At 70.5% G+C, this 4203-nt stretch carries 5 protein-coding genes; all 5 read right to left on the bottom strand.

Features of this window, described 5'->3' with window-relative positions; translation table 11 throughout:
• Window positions 1–206: pilus assembly protein TadG-related protein (locus tag ACFU99_RS35330; RefSeq protein ID WP_384400208.1), on the bottom strand; the 206-nt coding region annotated here is incomplete at its 3' end.
• Window positions 203–367, bottom strand: coding sequence for a Flp family type IVb pilin (locus tag ACFU99_RS35325; protein WP_384400205.1), 165 nt, complete (start codon window positions 365–367; stop codon window positions 203–205). The genes ACFU99_RS35325 and ACFU99_RS35330, both read right to left, overlap by 4 nt.
• 468 nt (window positions 368–835) lie before the next feature.
• Entirely contained in the window at window positions 836–1723 is an 888-nt protein-coding gene (locus ACFU99_RS35320) for a DUF5936 domain-containing protein (RefSeq protein WP_384400202.1), read from the bottom strand.
• 21 nt (window positions 1724–1744) lie between these two features.
• On the bottom strand, window positions 1745–2692 hold the full coding sequence (locus ACFU99_RS35315; RefSeq protein WP_384400199.1) for a type II secretion system F family protein: 948 nt from the start codon (window positions 2690–2692) through the stop codon (window positions 1745–1747).
• 6 nt (window positions 2693–2698) lie between these two features.
• On the bottom strand, window positions 2699–4066 hold the full coding sequence (locus ACFU99_RS35310; RefSeq protein ID WP_384400196.1) for a CpaF family protein: 1368 nt from the start codon (window positions 4064–4066) through the stop codon (window positions 2699–2701).
• Window positions 4067–4203: the final 137 nt, after the last annotated feature.

Here is a 4203-nt window from a genome sequence, read left to right as displayed (position 1 = left end):
TCGAGCAGTTGGTCCCGGTAATCCTGGGCGGCGGCGAGAGCGGACGCGTCCGCCGCCGTCTGCGCACCGTTCTTCTTGGCCCCGGCCTGGCCCACGGCGAAGAAGGCCAGGGCGAGGAAGAGAATGCCGACCACGGCCGTGATGTAGATGGGGAAAGCCTGTCCGGCGTCGCCCAAGGCCCGGCGTGCCGGACGCGTTCCCGTCAGATGCCGGTGACCTGGGAGATCTTGTTCGAGATCGCACCGGCGATCATGCCGCCGAAGTCCGTCGTCGTCAGGACCAGGATGATCGCCACCACCACCGCGATGATCCCCAGATACTCGATCGACGTCTGGCCCCGGTCGGACCTCCAGACCGCTCCCCGCACGCCCCGGGGCCCCCGGTGGTCCGCCCGTGCTCCCCGGATCGTCCGGACTCCCCAGAAGCGCTTGCCCATCGTGTTCCCCTCCATGGCCGGGCCGCTTCGGCCGGTCCGGCGAGTCGGTCCGCGTGGTGTACGTGTGGTGCGTGGTGTACGTCCTCATTCCGCCGCTCGTGACACGAGCGGCACGAGAAAAGTACGCCGAAACACCAGGCGCGGAACAGTGCACCCGGCACCATTCCCTGCCCAGTTCCGGGAGTTGAAACACCACAGATCCCATGCGTTTCTTGCGCATCTCGCGGCTCATCGGTCTCACCCCCGCTCGGCCACGGTCGTGGAGGGGTTCTCGGGCCACGACTGTCCCACATGGGGTTGCAGACGCGAAGGCGCTTGGCACAAGTCGGCCGAGTTCGCACGGTCCCCGGGGGAAAGCGGGCGGAGCGGCATGTGACGTCCTCTCGGCGGGTGCGGCGGTCAGTCCCCCGTGATGGTGCCGAAGTCCATGCCCGAGCCCAGGAAGAAGCCCGCCACGAGCAGGATCATCGTGCCGGGGACCATGAAGGTCGTGATGACCATCGTGGCGCGCGGCACGGCCCGTGCCGCCCGCCTGCGGGCCAGTTGGGCGTCGGTGCGGCGCATGTCGCCGGAGATGCTGATGAGCGTCTCCACGATCGGCGAACCCAGGTCCTCGCCCTGCTGGAGGGCGGTGACGAACTGGGCCACTTGTTCGGAGTCATTGCGTTTGCGTAGCTCTTCGAAAGCCTGGCGGCGGCTCACTCCGAGATCCATCTGGCGCAGTGTGATCCGCAATTCATCGGCCCACGGGCCTTCATATTTCTCGGACACCCGGTCGAGTGCTTGGCGGAAACTGAGCCCCGCGCTCACCACCACCGCCAGGACGTCCAGAAAGTCGGGCAGCGTCCGTTCAATGGCGTCCCGCCGCTCGCGCACCGCCGCCCAGATTCCGACCTCGATCCAGAAAAGGCCGAAGGCGATCAGCAGCAGGGCCAGGAGCAGCCGCCCCTGGACGAGCATGACCAGCGCGCCGCCGAAGCCCAGCGCGCCGTAGACCGCGCGCCGGGCCGCGTACCGGTCGACGGTCAGGCCGCCCGGGTTGCCCGCCCGGTCGATGCGGCGTCTGACCCGCTCGACCCGCTTCTCCCCCATCAGCCGCAGCACGAGGGGCGCGTACCGCATGCCGAGGCGGTCCACGGCGGAGCCGACCGCCGTGGTGCGGGTCGCGCCGACCTCCAGTGCGACGGCGAGGTCGGCGGGGAGCTTCGCCTCGCTGCGGTAGAGGGCGATGCCGTAGCAGATGCCCGCGACGGCGAGGCCGATGACCAGGGCCAGCAGGAATTCCATGGGGTCGCCTCCTCCTCGGGGTCAGACGTCGATCTTCGACATGCGGCGGATCACGAAGAAGCCGAGCCCGTACAGGCCGAAGGCGGCCACGACCGACGCCTTGCCCAGGAACGTCGCCGTCATCCGCTCGATCGAGCCGGGCGCGATCCGGTCCATCAGCAGCAGCGTGCAGATGCCCATCAGCAGTACGACATATGCCGTCACTGTCACCTGCGAGAGCTGCGTACGGACTTCACGCCGCGTCTCCTTGCGTTCCTCCAGCGTCTGTGTGAGGTTGCGCAGCGAGCTGACGACCGCGCCGCCCGCGCGGTTCGAGAGCACGAGCGTCGTGACCAGGACGACCAGTTCGCGGGAGGGCAGCCGCTCGGTGAGTTCGCCCAGCGCGTCGTCGATGGAGTGCCCGATCGCCAGCTTGTCGGAGACCTTGGCCAGTTCCTCGGCGGCCGGGGCCTCCATCTCGTCGGCGGCCATGCCGAGCGCCGTGCGCAGCGCCAGCCCGGCCTGGGTGGCGTTGGCGAGGATGCGGGAGAGTTCGGGGAGCTGGCCGATGAACTTCTCGATGCGCTTGCGCCGCTGCCAGCCGAGGTAGGCGAAGGCCGACCAGACGGCGACGACCGCGGCCAGCGGCCCGAAGAACGGCGCGAGCGCCCCTGCCGCCACCAGCCACAGTCCGATCGCCGCCCCCGCCGTGTACACCGTGAACTCGGCGGGCGTCACGTCCAGTCCGGTCGAGGCGAGGCGGCGGGTCAGCCGCCGGCCGAAGCGGGTGGCGCGCAGCCGCCGGTCGAAGGCGGCGAAGTGACGCGTACGGCCGGCCGGGGGCAGGGCGGGCGCCTCGGTGAGGCGCTCGATGAGCGCGCGGCGCTGCGCCTTTCCGGCCGCGTACGCCTGGACGCCCGCGACGGCCAGCACGCAGCACACCAGGGTCGCGCCGACCGTCAGCTGTGCGAGATTGCCGAGATCGTTCATGGCTGGCTACCTCTGCCCCGCTTCCTTGGTGTCGGACTGCCGCGCCTGCCGGGTGTGCAGCTCCGCGGGGAACGCGGCGACGCCGAAGCCGGGCGGCACCGGCTCGTTCGCCAGCCGCAGCCGCTCCGCCACCCGCTCGGGGAGCGGGAAGTGGCCGAAGCGGCCCCGTACGACCCGGTCCGCGCCCAGCGGTTCGGCGTCGAAGCGGCAGACCGTCGCGATGCGGAAGTCGTCGTGTCCGTGCGAGTCGAGGATGGCGATCTCGCCGATCCGCCGCGATCCGTCGGCGGCGCGGGTGAGCTGGACGACGCAGTCGACGGCGCTGTTGATCTGGTCCTGGAGCGCCTCGTACGGGATCTTCACCTCGGACATGGAGGCCAGCGTCTGGAGCCGCATCAGCGCGTCCTCGGCGCTGTTGGCGTGCACGGTGGCGAGCGAGCCGTCGTGGCCGGTGGACATGGCCTGGAGCATGTCGAGGGTCTCGCCGCCGCGCACCTCGCCGACGATGATGCGGTCGGGTCGCATGCGCAGGGAGTTGCGTACGAGGTCGCGGATGGTGATGCGGCCGTTGCCCTCGACGTTGGGCGGTCGCGATTCGAGGCGGATGACGTGCGCCTGCTGAAGCTGGAGCTCGGCGGCGTCCTCGACGGTGATGATGCGCTCCCCCTCGGGGATGAGGCCGGAGAGCGCGTTGAGGAGGGTCGTCTTGCCGGAGCCCGTCGGGCCGGAGACCACCACGTTGAACTTGGCCCGTACGAGCGCGGCGAGCAGCGTGAGCATCGTCGCGTCCAGCGTGCCCATGCCGATCAGCTCGTGCAGCGTGTACGCGCGCGGGAAGCGGCGGATGGTGAGGGTGGCGCCGTTCAGGGCGAGCGGCGGGATGATGACGTTGACGCGCTCGCCGGACGGCAGCCGCGCGTCGACCATCGGATTCGACTCGTCCACGCGGCGGTTGACGGTGGAGACGATGCGCTCGATGGTCTGCATCAGCTGCTCGTGCGAGGCGAACCGTACGGGCACGGGCTCGACCCGCCCGGACCGCTCGACGTAGATCTGATCGGGGCCGTTGACCATGATCTCGGTGATGGAGGGGTCTTCGAGGAGCGGTTCGAGCACGCCGAGGCCGAGCGCCTCGTCGACGACGCGCCGGATCAGCCGGTCCCGCTCGGCGGTGGACAGGACCGGGCCCTCGCGGCTGATGATGTGGCCCAGTACGCGCTCCAGGCGGGTGCGACGCTCGGCCGCCGCCAGCGACGACATCTCGGCGAGGTCGATCTCTTCGAGGAGCTTCGCGCGGTAGACGGGGACGAGATGGCTCGACTCCCGGACGTCCGGCGGGCTTTCGGGGGCGACGATCCGCGCCCGTAGGCTCATGGGGTGCTCCTGGGGTCCGCGGGGCAGGGCATGGTGGCGGTGCGGGTGGCCGTACCGAAGTCGAAGGGGAGGACGGCGGGGATCTCGACGGTGGCGCTGCCGGTGGTCTGCGCGCCGCCGTCGCACGGCGCCGCGCC

Origin of the sequence: Streptomyces sp. NPDC057654 (genome assembly GCF_042800135.1) — a bacterium.
Lineage (GTDB): Bacteria > Actinomycetota > Actinomycetes > Streptomycetales > Streptomycetaceae > Streptomyces.
Note: the sequence above shows the minus strand (reverse complement) of the source record. Positions and strands in the feature narration are given on the sequence as shown.

Excerpts from the sequence above, each read along its gene's own strand:
- ACFU99_RS35320 (WP_384400202.1), bottom strand. The coding sequence starts at position 1,723 with ATGGAATTCCTGCTGGCCCTGGTCATCGGCCTCGCCGTCGCGGGCATC.
- ACFU99_RS35315 (WP_384400199.1), bottom strand. The coding sequence starts at position 2,692 with ATGAACGATCTCGGCAATCTCGCACAGCTGACGGTCGGCGCGACCCTG.
- ACFU99_RS35310 (WP_384400196.1), bottom strand. The coding sequence starts at position 4,066 with ATGAGCCTACGGGCGCGGATCGTCGCCCCCGAAAGCCCGCCGGACGTC.